This is a genomic window from Kineococcus rugosus, assembly GCF_050871975.1.
In the GTDB taxonomy this organism is placed as follows: domain Bacteria; phylum Actinomycetota; class Actinomycetes; order Actinomycetales; family Kineococcaceae; genus Kineococcus.
Map to the genome: position 1 here is coordinate 23,666 of NZ_JBJLSJ010000020.1, position 18,019 is coordinate 41,684.

Here is an 18,019-nt window from a genome sequence, read left to right on the forward strand (position 1 = left end):
GCCCCGGGGCGTCCCGGGGCCCCGCGCGGCTCTCCTACGATGGGCCCATGGCTTCCAAGGTGGTCCCCGCACGGGGCATGCGCGACGTCCTGCCGGTCGAGAAGGCCCGCCGGGAGCACGCGCTGCACGTGATCCGGGAGGTCTACCGCTCGTTCGGCTTCGACGAGGTCGAGACCCCGGCCCTGGAGGAACTGTCCCGCCTGGAGTCCGGGCAGGGCGGGGAGAACGAGAAGATGCTGTTCAAGGTCATGCGCCGCGGCCTGGCCGCCGACGAGCCGCTGCTGCCCGCCGACGCCGCCGACCTCGGGCTCCGCTTCGACCTCACCGTCCCCCTCAGCCGGTACGTCGCCTCGAACGCGGCGGCGCTGCGCATGCCCTTCAAGGCGGTCCAGATCGGGCCGGTGTGGCGGGCCGAGCGGCCGCAGAAGGGCCGCTACCGCCAGTTCGTGCAGTGCGACATCGACATCGTCGGTGAACCGGGCACCCTCGCCGAGGTCGAGCTCGTCACCGCGACCCACGCCGCGCTGACCCGCCTGGGCCTGACCGGCACGATCCTGCGGATCAACGACCGCGGCGTCCTGACGGGGCTGCTGACCGGCTGCGGGTTCGCCGAGACCGACCACGGCAGCGTCCTGATCACGGTCGACAAGAACGACAAGATCGGCCTGGACGGCGTGCTCGCCGAGCTGCGGGCCAAGGGTTTCGCCGACGAGGCGGTGAGCGCGCTGGAGGAGGCGCTGACGAGCCTGCTGCCGCTGCGCGACGTCGCCCGCCTCGGCGACGGTGCCCTGCCCGCCGCGGTCCCGGCCCAGTCCGTCGAGCGGCTGCAGGAGATCGCCGCGGCGCTGGCGGTGTCGGCCCCCGACCTCGACGTCCGGTTCGACGTGACGCTGGTGCGCGGGATGGGCTACTACACCGGCCCCATCTTCGAGATGGGCCTGGCGAGCGGGGGTTCCTCGATCGCCGGCGGCGGCCGCTACGACGACATGGTGGGCCGGTTCTCCGGCCGGGACCTGCCCGCGGCGGGCTTCTCCATCGGCTTCGAGCGGATCGTCGACGAGATCGCGCTGCCCGTCGACGCGGCCGGGGCGATCGCGCTGGTCCACCCGGCGGGCGCCGACGCGGGTGCGCTGCTGCGCAAGCAGCAGGAGCTGCGGGCCGGTGGGGCGCGGGTCGCGCTGGTGAAGCAGGCCAAGCGGATGCAGCCGTTGTTCGACGCGCTCGTCGCCGAGGGGTACGCGCAGGTCGTGCGGGCCCGGGTGGACGACGAGGGCGTGCTGGGGTTCACCGACCCCGCGCCCCTCACCGCCTCCTGACCCCACCGCGGCCGGGGACCCGGGGTCCCCGGCCGCGGCGGCGGGTCAGGCCGGGGTGAGCCGGGGCGCGGGACGACCCTGCCGGGTCGCGGCCACGGTCAGCTGCTGCCGGTCCTCGAGGGCTTCGTCCTGCGACGAGCGGACCTCGCGCGCGTCGAGGAAACCGCGCAGCCGGCCGGGGTCGTTCGTGATGATCCCGTCGACGCGGTGGCGGAGCAGGTCGGCCCACACGCGGGGCTCGTCCACCGTGTAGGGGTAGGTCGCCACCCCCGCCGCGTGGTACTCGTCGATGACGTGCGGGCTGGCGACGAGCGACGCGACGTACGGGTTCACCGCGACGACGCCGAGGTCGGCGACGTCCTGCTCCGCCCGGGCGCGGGCGGCGCCCGCGGGGGTGGACAGCGCCGTGAACGGGTCCCGCGCCACCTCCCAGAAGGACCGTTCCAGGTCCTCCCACGCCACGGGTTCACCCGGGTGCAGCACGAGCAGGGCCCGCCGGACGTCGGGGGCGACGTCGCGCAGGGCCTGCACGGTGCTGCGCTCGAAGCTCTGGACGACGCTGCGCCCGGCCACCCCGGCCGTGCGCAGCGCCGCGACCGCCGTGGCCGCGGCGTCCGCCGTCCAGGCGCCCTTGAACTCCACGAGCAGCCCGGCGGCCGGGAACCGGGCCGCCACGTCGGCGGCCTCCCGCAGCGTGGGGACGCGCTGCCCGGCGAACGCCGGGGCGAACCACGACCCGGCGTCGGCGGCGCGGACCTGCGCCCCGGCGCGGTCCTCGACGTCACCGGTGGTGTCCGACGTGCGGTCCAGCCGCGCGTCGTGCAGCACGACCGGGATCCCGTCGGCGTCGAGCCGCACGTCGAGCTCCAGCAGGTCGGCCCCGGCGCGCAGGGCCGCCTCGAACGCGGCGAGGGTGTTCTCCGGGGCCACCGCGGAGTAGCCGCGGTGCGCGATCACGAGCGGTCGGGTCATGGCGTCGGTCCCCCCGGTCAGGCCTTCAGCAGCGGCTTCACGTCGGCCTCGTAGGAGCGCTGGACCTCGGCCTGGGCCGTGCCCCACGCGTCCTTCGAGGTGGTTCCCTGGAGCATGACCTTCTCCCAGGCGGTGACGGTGGACTGGTCCCCGCCGGGCACGAAGACGCGGGCGTAGTCCTGGGTGCGGGTGTTCGCGAGCTGGTCGACGGCCGTCTTGAACAGCGGCGTCTGCGCGTACACCTCCTGCATGACCGAGGAGTTCACCGCGCCCGTGGTGACGGGCATGTACCCGGTGTTCTGGGAGAAGTAGGCGGTGTTGTCGTCCTCGGCGAGGAACGCCAGGAACTTCGCCGCGGCGAGCTGCTGCTCGGGGGAGCGCTTCACCGGGATGGCGAACCCGGCGCCGCCGGTCGGGGTGAACTGACCGGCCGGGCCGCCGGGGAGGAAGGCGTTGCCGACCTCGAAGCCGGCGGCCTTGAGGATGCCCGACAGCGAACCGGTCGAGCCGATGACCGAGGAGTACAGCCCGGCGCCGAAGTCGGACGCCTGGTCCGAGGAGGAGACCGCCGCCCACCCCTTCGTGATGTAGTCGCGCAGGTAGTCGCTGGCCGCGAGGACCTCGGGGCTGTCGATGGTCATCGTCCACTCGTCGCTCAGCGCGCCGCCCCGCCCCCAGATGAGGTTCTGGTGGATCCACGTCGCGTTGCCGGTGCCCTTGCCCAGGCCGTACGGGGCCTGCGCGCCGGTGCCGGCGGCGGCCAGCTTCGGCAGCCACTCCTCGAACTCGGCCCAGGTCTGCGGCCCGCGGTCGGGCAGCCCGGCCGCCGCCCAGTGCGCCTTGTTGTAGTAGAAGACCGGGGTGGAGCGGCAGTACGGGACGGCCCACTGCGAGCCGTCGTACTGGTAGTCGGCGTACAGGCCCTCCTGGTAGTTGCCCACGTCGACCCCGGCCGCGGGCAGCAGGTCCTGCAGCGGGGTCAGCTGGCCGTTGATCGCGTACCGGAACCACCAGACGTCGCTCAGCAGCACCAGGTCGGGCAGGTCCGAGCCGGTCAGCGCGGCCTGGAACTTCTGCGAGATCTCGTCGTAGTTGGAACCGGCCGTGACGAACTCGACCTCGATGTCGGAGTTCTCCTCCGCCCAGCGGGTCAGGAACTCCGCCTCGACGGCCTGGGAGGAACCCGGGTGGTTCGTCCAGATCGTCACGCGGTCGGCCGGGGTGACGGTGCTCCAGTCGGTCTTCCCGGCCGCGGCGGTGCTGTCACCGGACGCCGCGGTCGAGGGGCCGGAGCAGGCGGCCAGCCCGAGGGCACCGGCTCCCACGCCCATGAGGCCGAGGGCACCGCGGCGGGGCAGGACGAGGTCGTTCACGTGAGCACTCCTGGGTTTCGAGGGTTCAGTTCGCGAGCGCGCCCGCGGCGAGGCCCGCCACGAGTCGGCGCTGGAAGAAGAGGAAGACGAGCAGCACGGGCAGCATCACCAGCACCGTGCCGGCCATGAGGACACCCCAGTTGGTGATGCCGTCGTTGTTCTGCAGGAGGGTCAGGCCCACCGGCAGGGTCATCATCGTGGACCGGTCGGTGACGAGCAGCGGCCACAGGTACTGGTTCCACTCGGTGACGACCGAGACGAGCGCCACGGCGGAGACGGTCGGCGCGGACAGCGGCACGACGAACTGCCACAGCCGCCGCCAGTGCCCCGCCCCGTCGAGGGTGGCGGCCTCCAGGACTGAGGCCGGCAGCGTCTGGAAGTGCTGCCGGAACAGGAACGTCCCGAGCGCGCTCGCCACGCCGGGGACGATGATCCCCTGGTAGGAGTTCAGCCAGCCGATCTGCGCGACGAGCGTGTAGTTCGGGATGAGCGTGACCTGCGGCGGGACCATGAGCGCGGCGAGCACCACGAGGAACACGACGCGCCGGCCGGGGAACTCCACGAACACCAGCGCGTACGCGCACATGAGCCCGAGGACGACCTTGAGGCCCGCGCCGACCACCGTGGTGAGGACGCTGTTCAGCAGGAAGTGCCCGAACGGGACGGTCGCGAACACGTCCGCGTAGTTCTGCCACTGCAGCGCACCCGGCAGCCACCGGGACGGGATGGTGTAGATCTCGCTGCGGTCCTTGAAGGACGCCAGCAGCATCCACAGCAGCGGCACGACCATGATGAGACCGGCCACGACGAGACCGGCGTACCCGGCGACGTCGACGCGGCGCCCCGGCTGCCGCAGCTCCTGCCCACCGGACCGGGGGGCGGGGACGCGCCCGGACCCGGCGGTGGTCCTCTCCTCGACGCTCACCGGTAGTGCACCTTCCGCTCGACGACGACCATCTGCACGATCGTCACGACCAGCAGGGCGAGGAACAGCAGCGTGGCGATGGCCGAGGCGTACCCGGCGGAGCCGTCGACGAAGGCCTCCTGGTACACCTGGTAGACCATCGTGGTCGTGCCCTCCAGCGGGCCGCCCTTGGTCATCGCGCGGATGATGTCGAAGGACCCGCCGGCGTTGGACTCGATGAACACGGTGACGCCCAGGAAGAACGTCGTGGGCGACAGCAGCGGGAACACGATCGACCAGAACGTGCGGGTGGCCGAGGCGCCGTCGATCTGCGCCGCTTCGAGGATGTCGGCGGGGACGGACTGCAACGCGGCCAGGTAGATGATCGCGACGTAGCCGACGTACTTCCACAGGTACACGACGCAGACCATCGCCAGGGCCCAGCCGGGGTCGTTGTACCAGTTCGGGGACCCCACGCCGACGGCGCGCAGCAGGCCCGAGACCAGGCCGTACTGGGGGTCGAACACGAACAGCCAGCAGATGCCGACGGCGACGCCGGACAGCACGTACGGGGCGAAGACGACAGCCCGCACGAACGTGCGGCCCCGCAGGTCCCGGTCGAGCAGGCGGGCCAGCGCCAGGCCCAGGGCCATGCAGCCCCCGACGGTGACGACCGCGAACACCAGCGTCGTCAGCAGGACCGTCGGCGTCTTCGGGTCGGTGAAGTAGTTCACGTAGTTCTGCAGGCCGACGTAGGTGGCCGTGTCGGACCCGAGGTTCCAGTGCAGCAGCGAGTACTGCACGTTCTGCACGAGGGGTTTGTAGACGAACAGGACGAGGAGCGCGACGTTGGGCCCCGCGAGCAGCAGGAAGGTTCCCCACGACGTCCACGGAGTTCTCCGGGTGCGTGCTGCGGGAACCTGGTGGAGGGTCGTCAACGCGACCTCCTCCCAGGACGGGGTGGGCTGGACCTTGTGAACAGTAGTTCGCGGTCCCGGGCGTCCTGCCCCGTCCCGACCCGTCCCGGGCAACGGTCACCGAGTGTTCACCTGCGTCGAGCCCGCGCGCCGTCCGCGTCATCGGGCGTTCACCGCGCGGACCGGTCCTCAGCCGGGCTGGCAGGACGGGCACCACCAGGTGCGGCGCTGCTCGGGGTCCCCGGGGACCTCCGCGCGCACCTGCACCGTCGTCCCGCACCGCAGGCAGGGTTTCCCGGCCCGGCCGGACACCCAGTGCTGGCGGCCGGGGCGGGTGTCGCCCGTGGTGACCTGCGGCGCCCGCGAGGGCCCCACCGAGAACGTCAGCATCTTCACGGCGAGCCGGACCAGGGGGGCCAGGTCGACGTCGGCGACCGGCGCCCACGGCGAGCGCCCGCGCAGGAAGCACAGCTCGTCGGCCCACAGGTTCCCCAGGCCGGCGAGGTTGCGCTGGTCCAGCAGCGCGGCCTTGAGGCCGCGCTCGGGGCGGGCGGCGAGGTTCGCGACGGCGGCCGCCACCCGGTCCTCGACGGGGGTGGCGGCGTCGAGCAGGTCGGGGCCGAGGTGGCCGACGGCGCGGTGCTCCTCGGCGGTGGGCAGCAGCTCCACGACCGGCATCCGCAGCGCGGCGGCGGTGGGCCCGTCGGTGGTGAGCAGGACGCGGACGTCCGGCCACAGCCGCGTCGGCAGCCGCTTGCCGGGGGCGAGCACCGTCCACTCCCCGTCCATCCGCAGGTGGGTGTGCAGGGTCACCGGTTCGGTCAGCGCGCTGCCGGCCGGGTCGAAGCGGGTCAGCAGGTGCTTGCCCCGCGAGGCGGTCCCGAGGATGCGCGCGCCGCTGAGGTCGGCCGTCGCGAGCTGCGGGACGCGCAGGTCGCTGCCGAGCACCGGGCGCCCGGCCAGCCGCGCGTGGAGCCTGCGCGCGAGCAGGAACACGGTGTCTCCTTCGGGCACCCGGCCACCGTGCCCGAGGTCCGGCCGATCCGCACGACGTGTTCACGCGCGACGACTGGCCCGCCGCGGTCGGCTGGGGTGAAGCTGAGGCATGAGCTCACGTCGGCTGCCCCTGCTCGTGGCGCTCTGCGTCCTGCTCGTCGGGGTCGCGGCCGTCCTGGCCGTCGCCGCCCTCCCCGGCCAGCGCCGGGTTCCGGCGCGCGCGGTGGTGCCCGAGGAGCTGCCCGGCTACAGCCACCTGACGGCCGACCTGGCGACGAACCCGGTCGGCGCGGCCCTGGCGCTGTACCGGCAGGGGCTGGGCGTGGAGTTCGACGACGCCCCGCAGGCGCTGCTGGTGGGCGCCGACGGCGGCGCCGCGCGCCGGCTCACCGAGGCCCTCGACCGCGGTGCCCCGGACACGCAGGGCGACCCGGCGCCGATGCTGCTCTCGCCCGACGGGCGGACGGTCGTCCTGGGCGACTGGTCCTCCGGTCCCGCCGGCCCGGCCCCGGGGACGGTGGGCAGTTCCGACCTCGCGCTGGTGGACCTGGCGACGGGCGCGGCCCGCGTGCACGTGGTGCCGCGCGTCCCGGGCGTCGTGCCGGTGGCGTGGAGCCCGGACGGCGCGGCGGTCGCCTACCTGGGGACGGAGGAGCCGACGACCCCGTTCACGAGCACCCCCGGGCAGCTGTACGTGTTCGACGTCGCGGCCCGCCGGGCGGTGGCGGTCGCCGGCGGGGAACGGGTCGTGGCGGCGGCGTTCAGCCCCGACGGTTCCCGGATCGCGTTCCAGGCCCCCGGCGCGCAGGTCCTGCGGGTCGTGGACCTCGCCACCGGGGCCGGCGCGGAACTGCCCCTGCCGGCGGGCACGACGCTGGTGGACGGGCCCGCCTGGTCGCCCGACGCGCGGTTCGTCGCGGTGTCCGAGGGCGGGCAGCGGCTGCGGTTCGTGCCGACGGAGCCGGGCGCCGAGGTCCCGGCGCCGGTGCCCGGCAGCGGCGGGGTGCTGGGCTGGACGTCGCCGGAGGTCGTGGTGCACCCGGCGGTGGACGCCGGCGAGGGGCAGGACTTCCGGGTGGTGCGCAGCGACCTGCGCACCGGGGTGACGACGCCGTTCTTCCGGGTGCCGACCACGGGCGGGGAGTACGCCGTCGGTGAGGTGTCGCTGGCGACGGCGCTGCTGCCGGGGGCCGTCACCGTCCCCGGCGTCGCGGTCGACCGCGGTCCGTGGCCGCTGGAGCTGCGGGTGGGGCTGGTGCTCGGCGCGGCGCTGCTGGCGGCCCCGGCGACCGCGGGCGTGCGCCGCCGGGTGCGGGAGCTGCACGCGCTGACGGCGGTCCCCGAGTGGGCCCGCGACCCCAGCCGCGGCTGAGCCCTCCCCCGGCGCGGCTGCCGCGACCGGGGGTCCCCGCCGCCGGCCGTGGTGGGATGGAGCGGTGGAACCGCACCCGCACCCCCACGTCCACGACGGCTCCCCGCCGGCGCCGCTGGGGCGGCGCGCGCGGCGGGTCCTGACGCTCGTCGTCCTCGCCGTGGTCCTCGCCGCGGTCGCGGGGATGGCGGCCACCTGGCCGCGGGACGTCCCGAGCGCGTCGGTGGGGTACGTGGGCGCGGAACCGGTGCGCGGTGACGTCCTGTCCACGACGATGCTCACCTGCCGGGGCGAGCTGGCCGAGGAGCGGCTGCCCGACGGGACGCTGCCGGAGACCGTCGAGTGCCCCGAGGCGACGGTCCGCGTCGACGGGCCCGCGGGCACCGAGGTGACGGTGCCCGTGCCCGCCGCCGCGTACCACGGCGGGCTGTCCCCGGGCACCCGCGTCGTCCTGACCCGCTACCCCGCCGAGGCCGGCGGGCAGGACACCTACGTGTGGGACGACGTGGACCGCCGCGTCCCGCTGGCGGTGGTGGTGGCGGTGTTCGTGGTGCTGACCGTCGCGGTGGGCCGCCGCCGCGGGCTCGCGGCGCTGGCCGGCCTGGCCCTGGGGGGCGCGGCGATCGCGTTCCACGTCGTCCCGGCCCTGCTGGCGCAGGAGGACGCCGTCGTGGTGGGGCTGAGCGCGGCGACGGCCGTCATGGGCGTCGTCATCTACCTCACGCACGGTTTCTCGACGCGGACCACGGTGGCGTACCTGGGGACCGTCGCGGGGCTGGTCGTGACGGCCGTCGCGGCGGTCCTGGCCGTGGACTCGGCCCACCTGACGGGCCTGAGCGACGAGAACGCGTACACCGTCACCGTCCTGACCGGGGCGGTGGACCTGCGCGGGGTGGTGCTGGCCGGGACGCTCGTGGCGGCGCTGGGCCTGCTGAACGACGTCACCATCACGCAGGCCGCGGCGGTGTGGGAGGTGCGCGCCGCGCAGCCCGCCGCGGGGTTCCGGGAACTGTTCGCGGCGGGCATGCGGGTCGGGCGCGACCACCTGGCGTCCACCGTCTACACGGTGACGTTCGCCTACGCCGGGGCGGCGATGCCGTCGCTGCTGCTCGTGCGGCTGTACGACCAGCCGCTCGGCCAGCTCGTGAACTCCTCGGCCATCGCCGAGGAGCTCGTCCGGTCCGCCGTCGGCGGCATCGCCCTCGCGCTCACCGTCCCGCTGACGACGGCGCTCGCCGCGGCCCTCGTGCTGCGCTCCCCGCGGGGATCCGGTAGCGGATCAGCCGGGCCGAGTTGACGGCCACGAACACCGACGAGGCGTTGTGCGCGATCGCGGCGAGCACGGGTGAGAGCGCACCGGCCGCCCCGAGCGCCAGCCCGACCCCGTTGACGGCGATCGAGGCGCCGTAGTTCTGCTTGATGAGACCCAGCGTGCGGTCGCCGAGGTCGCGCAGTTCCAGCAGCCGGCGCAGGTCGTCGCCGACGAGCGCGACGTCGGCGGTCTCCACGGCGACGTCGGTGCCGGACATCCCCATCGCGATCCCGAGGTCGGCCAGCGCGAGCGCCGGGGCGTCGTTGGTGCCGTCCCCGACGACCGCGACGACGTACCCCTCGGCCTGCAGGTCGCGCACGACGTCCTGCTTGTCCTCGGGCATCACCTCGGCGCGGAACTCGGTGACGCCGAGCTCGGCGGCGACGGCGGCGGCGGTCGCGGCGTTGTCGCCGGTGAGCATGACGATGCGCCGGACCCCGGTGCGCCGCAGCTCCTCCAGGACGCCGCGCGATTCGGAGCGGACCTCGTCGCGCAGGCTGACCAGGCCGGTGAGGACCCCGTCGACGGCCAGCAGCAGGGGGGTCTCGGCGGCGGCCTGCAACCGGTCGACCCAGTCCTGGGCGTGGTCGTCGACGGGGACGCCCTCGCGGCGCATGAGGCCGGGGGACCCGACGAGCAGGACGCGGCCGCTGGCCTGGACGCGCATCCCGAGGCCGAGGATGACCTCGCACTCCTCGTGGGTGGGGATGACGAGGTGGCGTTCCTCGGTGGAGCGGATCACCGCCTGCGCGAGGGGGTGCTTGGAGTGGACCTCGGAGTTCGCGGCCTCGGACAGGACCTGCTCGGGGGTCCAGTCGTCGCGGAAGCTGAGGACGTTGGTGACGACGGGGCGGCCGACGGTGAGGGTGCCGGTCTTGTCGAAGACGAACGCGTCGACGCGGCCGGCGGCCTCGAGGTGGGAGCCGCCCTTGACGAGGATCCCGCGGCGGGCGCCGTTGCCGATGGCGGCGCTGATGGCGGTGGGGGTGGCCAGCCCGACGGCGCAGGGGCAGGCGATGAGCAGCATCGTCATGGCGCGCCGCACGTCGCGGGTGAGGACGAGGGTGGCGAGGGCGAGCCCGAAGGAGGCGGGCACGAACCGGCGGGAGAACGCGTCCCCCACGGTCTGCACGGGGGCGCGGTCGGCCTGGGCGTCCTCGACGCGGGCGACGATGCGCCCGACGGCGGTGTCCTGTCCGGTGGCGGTGGCGCGCACGACGAGCCGGCCGCGCAGGGCGACGCTGCCGGCGAGGACGGGGTGCCCGACGGTGCGCTGGACGGGCAGGTTCTCCCCGGTCAGGGCGGCCTGGTCGACGACGGCCTCCCCCTCGACGACGTCGCCGTCGACGGGCACGGTGGACTGGTCGTGGACGACGACGAGGTCGCCGACGGCGAGGTCGGCGAGGTCGACCTGCTGCTCGACGACCTGCCCGTCGGCGGTGCGGCGCTGCACCCAGGCGGTGGTCTCGCTGCCCCGCAGCAGGTCCGCGATGGCGCGGCGGGTGCGGCGCAGCGTGAGGTCCTGGAGGTACTCGCCGATGTTCAGCAGCCACAGCACGGTGAGGGCCACGACGTTCTCGCGCAGCAGCAGGCTGGCGACGGTGGCGGCCGAGACGAGGGCGTCGGTGCCGGGGCTGCGCTTGCCGGCCAGGGCCCCGACGGCGCCCTTGAGGAAGGGGTAGCCGGAGAAGATCGTGACGCCGGTGGCGACGAGCCGGGACGTGGGGCCCAGCAGCGGGGGGCGGCCGAAGGCGTAGCGGCGCAGGCCCAGCAGCGCGAGGGCCGCGCCGCCGACGGCGATGCGGGCGACCTCGCCGTTGCCGACGTCGGCCGAGCGGGGGGTGCGGGTCGGGGCGGCGTCGGCGGGGATGGCGGCGGCCGAGGCGACGGCGGCCAGCAGGTCGGTGACGTCGAGGGCCTCGGGGTCGTAGTGGACGACGACGCTGCCGGTCACCGGGTAGGCCCGCGCGAGCCGGGTCCCGGGCAGCCGGTCGAGGGCTTCCTCGGCGGCGACGGCCCGGGCCGGGCTGCGGCGCAGCCAGTCGGCCTGGAAGCGGGCGCGGCCGGCGACGTCGGAGACGACGGTGAGCGGGGACAGCTCCACGGTCAGTGCTGGTGGTCGTGCCCGGCCTGGGGCGTGGGCGGCACGGGGGCCTGCTCGCCGAGCTCGTCGTAGGCCTGGGCGACGATGTCGCCGGCGCCGAGGCGGAACCGCTCGACGCCGGTCTCGGCGGCGCGGGAGGTCCTGATGCCGACCTTGGTGCCGGTGACGGCGATGCGGCGCAGGGCGGCGGCGCCGCGGCCGTCGCTGACGGCTTTGACGAGGCCGGCCGAGGCGGCGGCGGTCAGGACGAGACGCCCGAGGGGCGCGGCGATGGGCAGCACGGTTCCTCCACTGAGATCGGTTCTCATTGCACCACACCGGGCGCGGACCCGCTCCTCACGGGGCGAGCGTGAAACGGTACTCCGTGAGGCTGTGGAACTCCTCGCCCACGAGCAGCACCGTCGTCGGGAACCCCGGGCGGTTCGGGGCGTCGGGGAACCCCTGCGTCTCCAGCGCCAGCCCCGCGCGCGGCCCGTACGGCACCCCGGCCTTGCCGACCAGGGTCCCCGCCAGCGACCCGCCGGTGAAGAACTGGATCCCCGGCTGGTCGGTGCGGACCTCCAGCCGGCGGCCGGACACCGGTTCCTCGACCACCGCGGCGAGCGCGGCCTCGCGGGCCCCGGCCGGGACGTCGGCCAGGACGAAGCAGTGGTCGAAACCCTTCCCCCGCCGCAGCTGCTCGTCGTCGGCGTCGACGCGGTACCCCACCGGCACCGGCTCGCGCAGGTCGAACGGGGTGCCCTCGACGGGCTGGGGCTCCCCCTCCGGCAGGCCCGTCTCGTCGACGGGCAGGTAGCGGTCGGCCAGGACCTGGACCAGGTGCGCGTCGACCGTCCCCGCACCGTCCCCGGCGAGGTTGAAGTAGGCGTGGTTGGTGAGGTTCACGACCGTCGTCGCGTCGGTCGTCGCGGCGTACTCGACGGTCAGCGCCCCCTCGTGCAGCAGGTAGGTCACGTGCACCGACAGCGCGCCGGGGAACCCGTTGTCCCCGTCGGGGCTGAGCAGCGAGAACCTCACCCCGCAGGCCCCCTCGACCCGGTGGGCCGTCCACGACTGCTCGGAGAACGGGTGCGTCCCGCCGTGGATGGCGTTGCCCCGGTCGGTCACCGGGACCGCGAACGACTGCCCGTCGAGCTCGAACCGGCCGCCGGCGATGCGGTTCGCGAACCGGCCCACCGTGGCCCCGAACGACCGGCCCTTCCCGGCGTACGGCTCCAGGGCGGCGAACCCGAGGACCACGTCGGCGAGCGCGCCGTCGCGGTCGGGCACCAGCAGCGACTGCAGGCGCGCGCCGTGCTCGACGAGCCCCACCCGCACCGTCCCGTCGTCCAGGACCCAGCGCGCGACGGGCGTGCCGTCCTGCAGCGCGCCCCACCCGGACTCGACCGTCACCGAACCCACGGAGTTCTCCACCGGGGCGACGCTACCGGGGGGCTACCGGGGCCGCTCGCGGTCGGCGCCGCGGAGCGCCGCGGTCACCACCGACCCGGTCGCGACGGCCGCGCCGCCGAGCAGCAGGATCCCGGCCGCCCAGTACTTCCAGTCCCAGCTGAGCCCGAACAGCTCCTGGACGGCGACGGCCGCGCCGATCGCGACGAGCACCAGCCCGCCGAGGACGGCACCGGGGTTCGGGCCCCGACGGGGCGCCTCCTCGTTCACTTCCCCTCCAGGGTGGTCGATCCGGGGGCGCCGATCCGGACCTCACCGGTCCAGCTCGCGGCGCGCAGCTGCGGGGTGCCCGCGGGCACGGTCCAGTCGTCGGGGTCGTCGCCGCGCACCCGCACGGCGGCGGCGAGGTCGGCGGCGTCGGGGCCGAGGGCGAAGACGCGCCGGACGTCCAGGCCACCGGCGACCTCGTCCCCGCCCTCCCGCGACGGTTCGGTCCCGCGCGGCGCCCCGACCTCCACGACGTCGGCGGCGGGCCGCCACCGGACCGTCCCGGCCAGGGCGGTGGCGTCCAGCAGGACGGTCGCGTCCCGCGGCACCTCCACGGCCAGCCGGCCGGCGGCGATCGTCGCCGAGGCCGGGCCGGCGTCCAGCCCGGTGGGGTCGACGGTCAGGAGGCCGACGGCGGAGCTGATCCCGTCCTGCGTCGTGGGGCGCCAGGTCCGGTCGACCTCCCAGGTCCAGTTCGTCGACGGCGGCAGCAGGGCGGTGGCGACGGCGGCGAACGCCGCGGGCCAGGCCAGCCCGACGAGCGCGGTGCGCCGGCCGCGCAGCCCGGCGACCACCGCCCCCAGGCCGGCCACGACGACGGCGGCGGCCAGGGCGAGGGTCAGCGCGCGGGCGTCGAGGGTCGTCAGGAGCCCGGCGGCGACGACGGCGCCCGCGGCCAGCAGCGCCAGCCCGAGGGTCGCGGTGGTCAGCAGCGGGGACCCCGGGCGCTGCCGGGCCTGCTGCTCGGCCTTCCGGCGGGCGCGGTCGGCGGCGCGGCGGGCCGCTTCCTCGACGGCGAGCCGTCCCCGCTCGCGGGCCTGCTCGCGGGCGGCGGCGCGCCGCTCGGTCGGGGACCCGAAACCCGCCTGCGGGCCGGTGTCCGCCACGGGGTCCGCCACGGGGTCCGCCACGGGGTCCACCGCGGGGTCCGGCTTGACGAGCGAGACCGGGCGGGTGACCGCCTCGGGTCCGGGCCGGGGTCCTGGTTCGGTGACGGGGGCGGTGACGGGTTCGCGCCGCGCGCACGGCGGCAGGCTGAAGTCGCGCAGCAGCCACCAGCCCAGCAGCGCGACGAGCCCGGTGATGAGGAAACCCGAACCGGCGCCGCTGAGCCCGCCGTTCAGCAGCCCCAGCAGGGCGCGGGGCAGGACGAGGTCGGCCACGACCAGCGCCGCCGACAGCCAGGCCGCGCCGGACAGCTCACCGCGCAGGACCGCCTCGGCCTCGATGCGCCCGCCGCCGTCCTCGCGACCGTCGGGCAGCAGCAGCCAGCAGGCGCCGTAGAAGGCCAGCCCCAGGCCCCCCACGACGGTCAGCGCGACGAGGACGCCGCGGACCAGCAGGGGGTCGACGCCCAGCCGGGCGGCGATGCCGCCGCACACGCCCGCGAACCAGCGGTCCGGTGAGCGTTCGACGCCGGCGGACCGGACGGTCGCGAAGAACTTCGCGCCCTGACGGGTGGGGGTGCTCACGGTCCGACTCTCCCATCGGTCCCAGGGGATCCGGGGTCAGCCCGGGCGGCTCAGAAGATCCAGCCCAGGCCCAGCAGGCCGTTGCCGACGATCAGGTCGAGCACGACCAGCCCGATGGCCAGGACCAGCGCGCCGGACACGTCGCCGCGCTGCGCCACCTGCGCCTCGATGCGGCCGGTCGCGTCGGGCAGCAGCGCCCAGGCCAGGCCGTACAGGCCCAGGCCGATGCCGCCGAACAGCGCCAGGACGACGAAGCCGATCCGGACCACGTTGACGTTGACGCCGGTGCGCTCGGCGACGCCGCCGGCGACCCCGGCGATCCAGCGGTCGCGGCTGCGGACGAGGCGGGTGCGGCGGACCGCGCCGAAGAAGCGGTCGGCGGCGGTCGGGCGGGCGGGGTCGTCGACGGGCTGGCTCATCGTGGGCTCCTGGGTGGTGTCGGAGGGGGTGTCGGAGGGGGTCTTGCCGAAGCTGAGGTGGTCGGTCGAGGTCATGTCCCGAGACTGGCCCGCGCGGACCCCCGGGCACATCGGGGACGACCCTGAGACGACCCTGAACCTCGGCTGCGGGGGTCCCCGGGGTCGGGCGGCGCGTGCCACGATCGGGACGTGAGCACGCAGGCGGCAGCACCCCCGGGCACGGTGACCAGACCCCCGCTGCTGCGGGCCGTGGAGCACAAGCGGGTGGCCGGCGTGGCGGCCGGGATCGCCGTGCACACGGGGATCCCGCTGGCCCGGGTCCGCGCCGTGTTCGCCGCCGCCGCCTTCCTCGGAGGTTTCGGGGTCGTCCTGTACGCCGTCCTGGCGCTGCTGCTGCCCGACGAGCGCCAGCTGGCCCTCGACCCCGCGCAGCGCGCCGACCCCGCCGGGTGGGTCCTCGCGCACCGCAACGCCCTCGTCGGGGTGGCCCTGGTGGTGGGGGTCGGGATCGTGCCCGCCGTGAACCTCGTGCAGGGGTCGTCCCGGTTCGTGGTGCCGGTGCTGGTCGCGGGCGCCGGGGTGGTGCTGGCGTGGAGCCAGCTCGACGCGACCCGGCGGCGCCGGTTCGTGGAGGAGTCCTCCGACGGCCGCGGCGCCGTCGCGCGGGTCCTGGTGGGGGCCTCGCTGGTCGTCGTGGGCGCCGGGTTGTTCTTCGTCGTCGTCGGTGACGTGGGGCAGTTCTGGCGGTCGGCGCTGGCCGGGGTCGTCGTCCTGGGCGGGGTCGGCCTCGTCGTGGCCCCGTGGGTGGTGCGGCTGTGGCAGGACCTGGGCGCGGAACGGGCCGCGCTGGCGAGGGAGCAGCAGCGCGCGGAGTTCGCCGCGCACGTCCACGACTCGGTGCTGCAGACGCTGGCCCTCATCCAGAAGCGGGCGGCCGACCCCGGCGAGGTCGCGCGGCTGGCCCGGCGCCAGGAACGTGAACTGCGGCAGTGGTTGTACGGCGACCACGGGACGGCCGCCGGGACGCTCGGCGCGGCGCTGCGGGCCGCGGCCAGCGAGGTGGAGGACGTGTCGGGCGCCGTCGTGGAGGTCGTCCTGGTGGGCGACCTCGACAACCGCGAGCTCGACCGCGGGTTGTCGGCGCTGGCCCAGGCCGCGCGCGAGGCGATGCTGAACGCGGGCCGGCACGCGGGGGGCGCGGTGTCGGTGTACGCCGAGCCGGTGGGCGCCGACGTCGAGGTGTTCGTCCGGGACCGCGGCGAGGGTTTCGACCTCGACGCGATCCCCGAGGACCGGCTGGGGGTGCGCGAGTCCATCGTGGGGCGCATGCAGCGCGCCGGGGGTTCGGCCTCGATCCGCCGTCCCGCCGACGGCGGGACCGAAGTGACGTTGCGGCTGCCGGGAGGGGTTTCGTGATCAGGGTCCTCGTCGTGGACGACCACCGGATGGTGCGTTCGGGGGTGCGGGCGGAACTGTCCACCGCGGACGACCTGGAGGTCGTCGGCGAGGCCGCCGATGTCGAGGGGGCCGTCGCGGCCGTGGTGGCGCTGCGGCCCGACGTGGTGCTGCTCGACGTGCACCTGCCGGCCGGGCCGGACGAGAACCCGGCGCCGGGGGCCGGCTCGGGCGGGGCGCAGGTCCTGGCCCGCTGCGCTGACCTGCTGACCGCCGCGCCGCCGGTCCGGTTCCTGGCGCTGTCGGTGTCCGACGCGGCCGACGACGTGATCGCCGTCATCCGCCGCGGCGCCCGCGGGTACGTGACGAAGACGATCAGCGGGGACGAGCTGGCCGCCGCGGTGCGCCGCGTCGCCGACGGCGACGCGGTGTTCTCGCCGCGGCTGGCGGGTTTCGTGCTCGACGCGTTCGGCGCGGGCGCCGGGGAGGTCGCCGCGGCCGACGACGAGCTGGACCGGCTCTCGGCCCGCGAGCGGGAGGTGATGCGGCTCATCGCGCGCGGTTACGCCTACAAGGAGGTGGCGAAGGAGCTGTTCATCTCGGTGAAGACGGTGGAGACGCACGTCTCGGCGGTGCTGCGCAAGCTCCAGCTGTCGAACCGGAACGAGCTGACCCGCTGGGCGGCGGCCCGCCGCCTGCTCTGAGCGGCGGCGGAGGGCTCCCCGGTGGCCGGGGCGGGGTGGGCACTACCCTCTGGACCGGTCCACCCCGCGTCCCTGGAAGGACACCGATGTCCCAGCCCCTCCGCTTCGCGCTCATCGGCACCGGCCGCATCGGCCAGGTCCACGCCGCGTCCCTGCACCGCAGCGAGGACGCCGTGCTCACCGTCGCCGCCGACGCGCTCCTGCCCGGCGCCGAGCGGACGGTCGCCCGCTACGGCGGCCGCGCGACGTCCGACGCGCTGGCCGCGATCGCGGCCGACGACGTCGACGCGGTCGTCGTCGCCTCCCCCACCCCCACCCACGTCGACCTCATCACCGCCGCGCTCGACGCCGGGAAACCGGTGCTGTGCGAGAAGCCCATCGACCTGGACATCGCCCGCGTCGACGCGGTCCGCGAGCGGGCCCGCTCGGCGGCGACGCCCGTCGTCCTGGGTTTCAACCGGCGCTTCGACCCGCACTTCACCGAACTGCGCCGCCGCGTGCGGGCCGGGGAGATCGGCCGCCTGGAGCACCTGTCCATCACCAGCCGCGACCCGGAGGAACCGCCGTCGGAGTACGTCGCGGTCTCCGGCGGCATCTTCCGCGACATGACGATCCACGACTTCGACACGGCCCGCTCCTTCGTCCCCGACGTGGTGTCCGTGACGGCGGTCGGGTTGCGGCAGTTCAGCGCGGGCATCGCCGCGGCGGGCGACTTCGACGCCGCCGTCACGACGCTGGTGGGGGCCGGCGGGGAGTCGGTGACCATCACGAACTCCCGGCACGCCGCCTACGGCTACGACCAGCGGATCGAGGCGTTCGGCTCCGCGGGGCTGCTGGAGGTCGGGAACGTGACGCCGACGCTGGTGCGGTCGACGTCGGCGGCGGCGACCGCCTCCGGCGAGCCGTACCGCCGGTTCTTCCTGGAGCGCTACCGCGACGCGTACGAGCTGGAACTGGCCGCGTTCATCGCCACCGTCCGCGGCCAGGACACGTCCGCGAACCCGAGCCCGGGTTTCGAGGACGGCCGCGCCGCGCTGCTGCTGGCCGACGCCGCGGAGGTGTCGGCCCGGGAGGGGCGCACGGTCGCGGTCGACCTGTCGTGACCCG

Annotated in this window: 17 protein-coding genes; 6 read left to right on the forward strand and 11 right to left on the reverse strand. The window is 75.3% G+C overall.

The features are described 5' to 3' along the window. Nucleotides 1-47: 47 nt before the first annotated feature. On the forward strand, nucleotides 48-1,316 hold the full coding sequence (gene hisS / locus ACRYM6_RS12900) for a histidine--tRNA ligase (RefSeq protein WP_432543280.1): 1,269 nt from the start codon (nucleotides 48-50) through the stop codon (nucleotides 1,314-1,316). Between the two features lie 45 nt (nucleotides 1,317-1,361). Here the strand turns inward: hisS and ACRYM6_RS12905 are convergent, their stop codons facing one another. The 5 genes from ACRYM6_RS12905 to ACRYM6_RS12925 all read right to left on the reverse strand — a co-directional run bounded on the left by ACRYM6_RS12905 (nucleotide 1,362) and on the right by ACRYM6_RS12925 (nucleotide 6,496). Then, entirely contained in the window at nucleotides 1,362-2,288 is a 927-nt protein-coding gene (locus tag ACRYM6_RS12905) for a glycerophosphodiester phosphodiesterase (RefSeq protein ID WP_432543281.1), read from the reverse strand. 17 nt (nucleotides 2,289-2,305) lie between these two features. Further along, on the reverse strand, nucleotides 2,306-3,661 hold the full coding sequence (locus ACRYM6_RS12910; RefSeq protein WP_432543282.1) for an ABC transporter substrate-binding protein: 1,356 nt from the start codon (nucleotides 3,659-3,661) through the stop codon (nucleotides 2,306-2,308). A 25-nt stretch (nucleotides 3,662-3,686) separates the two neighbouring features. Beyond that, nucleotides 3,687-4,586 carry a carbohydrate ABC transporter permease gene (locus tag ACRYM6_RS12915; protein WP_432543283.1) on the reverse strand — a complete coding sequence of 300 codons (900 nt, stop codon included), beginning with the start codon at nucleotides 4,584-4,586 and terminating at the stop codon, nucleotides 3,687-3,689. Then, nucleotides 4,583-5,503: a carbohydrate ABC transporter permease gene (locus ACRYM6_RS12920; RefSeq protein ID WP_432543284.1), complete on the reverse strand. Its 921-nt coding sequence runs from the start codon at nucleotides 5,501-5,503 to the stop codon at nucleotides 4,583-4,585. Before ACRYM6_RS12920 ends, ACRYM6_RS12915 begins: the two co-directional genes overlap by 4 nt. Nucleotides 5,504-5,671: 168 nt before the next feature. Beyond that, nucleotides 5,672-6,496 (reverse strand): DNA-formamidopyrimidine glycosylase family protein, encoded by an 825-nt coding sequence (locus tag ACRYM6_RS12925; protein WP_432543285.1) that lies wholly within the window; start codon nucleotides 6,494-6,496, stop codon nucleotides 5,672-5,674. 91 nt (nucleotides 6,497-6,587) lie between these two features. Between ACRYM6_RS12925 and ACRYM6_RS12930 the strand changes: the two genes are divergently transcribed. Beyond that, entirely contained in the window at nucleotides 6,588-7,850 is a 1,263-nt protein-coding gene (locus ACRYM6_RS12930) for a TolB family protein (protein ID WP_432543286.1), read from the forward strand. A gap of 64 nt (nucleotides 7,851-7,914) precedes the next feature. Beyond that, a complete protein-coding gene (locus ACRYM6_RS12935) occupies nucleotides 7,915-9,147 on the forward strand; it encodes a YibE/F family protein (RefSeq protein WP_432543287.1) in 1,233 nt (410 codons plus the stop codon). Here ACRYM6_RS12935 and ACRYM6_RS12940 read toward each other — a convergent pair. From ACRYM6_RS12940 to ACRYM6_RS12965, 6 genes are read right to left on the reverse strand one after another with little or no spacing between them, the layout of a single operon-like run. Continuing rightward, entirely contained in the window at nucleotides 9,059-11,260 is a 2,202-nt protein-coding gene (locus tag ACRYM6_RS12940) for a heavy metal translocating P-type ATPase (RefSeq protein WP_432543353.1), read from the reverse strand. The genes ACRYM6_RS12935 and ACRYM6_RS12940 overlap by 89 nt on opposite strands. A gap of 8 nt (nucleotides 11,261-11,268) precedes the next feature. After that, entirely contained in the window at nucleotides 11,269-11,547 is a 279-nt protein-coding gene (locus ACRYM6_RS12945; RefSeq protein ID WP_432543288.1) for a DUF1490 family protein, read from the reverse strand. 55 nt (nucleotides 11,548-11,602) lie between these two features. Beyond that, the gene (locus ACRYM6_RS12950; protein WP_432543289.1) at nucleotides 11,603-12,679 is read right to left on the reverse strand and encodes an aldose epimerase family protein; all 1,077 of its coding nucleotides are present in this window, start codon (nucleotides 12,677-12,679) and stop codon (nucleotides 11,603-11,605) included. A 21-nt stretch (nucleotides 12,680-12,700) separates the two neighbouring features. After that, a complete protein-coding gene (locus ACRYM6_RS12955) occupies nucleotides 12,701-12,925 on the reverse strand; it encodes a hypothetical protein (RefSeq protein WP_432543290.1) in 225 nt (74 codons plus the stop codon). Then, on the reverse strand, nucleotides 12,922-14,394 hold the full coding sequence (locus tag ACRYM6_RS12960; RefSeq protein WP_432543291.1) for a PspC domain-containing protein: 1,473 nt from the start codon (nucleotides 14,392-14,394) through the stop codon (nucleotides 12,922-12,924). The genes ACRYM6_RS12955 and ACRYM6_RS12960 overlap by 4 nt, the downstream gene beginning before the upstream one ends. A 50-nt stretch (nucleotides 14,395-14,444) precedes the next feature. After that, complete coding sequence (locus ACRYM6_RS12965; protein WP_432543292.1) at nucleotides 14,445-14,888, reverse strand: PspC domain-containing protein; 444 nt, start codon at nucleotides 14,886-14,888, stop codon at nucleotides 14,445-14,447. Nucleotides 14,889-15,002: 114 nt separating this feature from the next. Here ACRYM6_RS12965 and ACRYM6_RS12970 point away from each other — a divergent pair, with 114 nt between their 5' ends. The 3 genes from ACRYM6_RS12970 to ACRYM6_RS12980 all read left to right on the forward strand — a co-directional run bounded on the left by ACRYM6_RS12970 (nucleotide 15,003) and on the right by ACRYM6_RS12980 (nucleotide 18,015). Beyond that, entirely contained in the window at nucleotides 15,003-16,229 is a 1,227-nt protein-coding gene (locus ACRYM6_RS12970) for a sensor histidine kinase (protein ID WP_432543293.1), read from the forward strand. Further along, nucleotides 16,226-16,912 (forward strand): LuxR C-terminal-related transcriptional regulator, encoded by a 687-nt coding sequence (locus ACRYM6_RS12975; protein WP_432543294.1) that lies wholly within the window; start codon nucleotides 16,226-16,228, stop codon nucleotides 16,910-16,912. Before ACRYM6_RS12970 ends, ACRYM6_RS12975 begins: the two co-directional genes overlap by 4 nt. 86 nt (nucleotides 16,913-16,998) lie before the next feature. After that, nucleotides 16,999-18,015, forward strand: coding sequence for a Gfo/Idh/MocA family oxidoreductase (locus ACRYM6_RS12980; RefSeq protein ID WP_432543295.1), 1,017 nt, complete (start codon nucleotides 16,999-17,001; stop codon nucleotides 18,013-18,015). Nucleotides 18,016-18,019: the final 4 nt, after the last annotated feature.

What these genes read in the sequence shown, in the direction of transcription:
- ACRYM6_RS12980 (WP_432543295.1), top strand. Translation starts at nt 16,999, where the DNA reads ATGTCCCAGCCCCTCCGCTTCGCGCTCATCGGCACCGGCCGCATCGGC.
- hisS (WP_432543280.1), top strand. Translation starts at nt 48, where the DNA reads ATGGCTTCCAAGGTGGTCCCCGCACGGGGCATGCGCGACGTCCTGCCG.
- ACRYM6_RS12965 (WP_432543292.1), bottom strand. Translation starts at nt 14,888, where the DNA reads ATGACCTCGACCGACCACCTCAGCTTCGGCAAGACCCCCTCCGACACC.
- ACRYM6_RS12930 (WP_432543286.1), top strand. Translation starts at nt 6,588, where the DNA reads ATGAGCTCACGTCGGCTGCCCCTGCTCGTGGCGCTCTGCGTCCTGCTC.
- ACRYM6_RS12905 (WP_432543281.1), bottom strand. Translation starts at nt 2,288, where the DNA reads ATGACCCGACCGCTCGTGATCGCGCACCGCGGCTACTCCGCGGTGGCC.